1 protein-coding gene is annotated in these 588 nt (G+C 45.4%); it reads right to left on the bottom strand.

Going from position 1 to position 588, the window contains the following annotated elements:
* A partial coding sequence (locus LKE08_RS10505; RefSeq protein WP_324704172.1) for a group II intron maturase-specific domain-containing protein occupies positions 1–588 on the bottom strand: 588 nt, incomplete at both ends.

Here is a 588-nt window from a genome sequence, read left to right as displayed (position 1 = left end):
CTTATCCTTCCTTTCGTCCCCATTACTCAGTTTTGCCATACCTGTTCGGTAGTATTTTCTGAGCGTTTTGTATTCGGCGTTTCCGCATCGTGACACTACCCATGCCCGCAGTTGTTGCCAGAGTATGTTATCTAGCTTGCTGAAAATCTCCTTGGAGACTACCCCCGAGTAATACCTTGCCCATCCAGTGATGATGGGGTTGAGTTCTTTAATCAGGGCGGATTGAGGTGCTGTTTTGTGTTTCTTAATCACCTCTTTAACCTTTTCGATGTGGGCTTTGATTGCTTCCTTATCCGGTTTTATGTGGGTCTTGAAGCCCAGTAGTCTACTGGCCCTCCCTCCACTTTTCCCGGATGTATGCTTCCCTTTTGGGTGTTGCCTGATATTGAACCCTAGAAAGTCGAAGCCAGGTGCGACCATTTCTCCATTTACCTCAATTTCTTGAAGTGTGTGACAGATTCTTGTCTTTTCTGGCTTGAGTTGGAGTCCAATGGGCTTTAACCATGAGGAGATAGCAATCTTGCACTGTTCAATGATTTCGAGTTTTGGTGATATGACTACAAAATCATCGGCGTATCTGACAACCGT

This window comes from Lyngbya sp. CCY1209, assembly GCF_035615495.1.
GTDB lineage: Bacteria > Cyanobacteriota > Cyanobacteriia > Cyanobacteriales > Microcoleaceae > Limnospira.
This window is presented reverse-complemented; position numbering and strand designations above follow the sequence as displayed.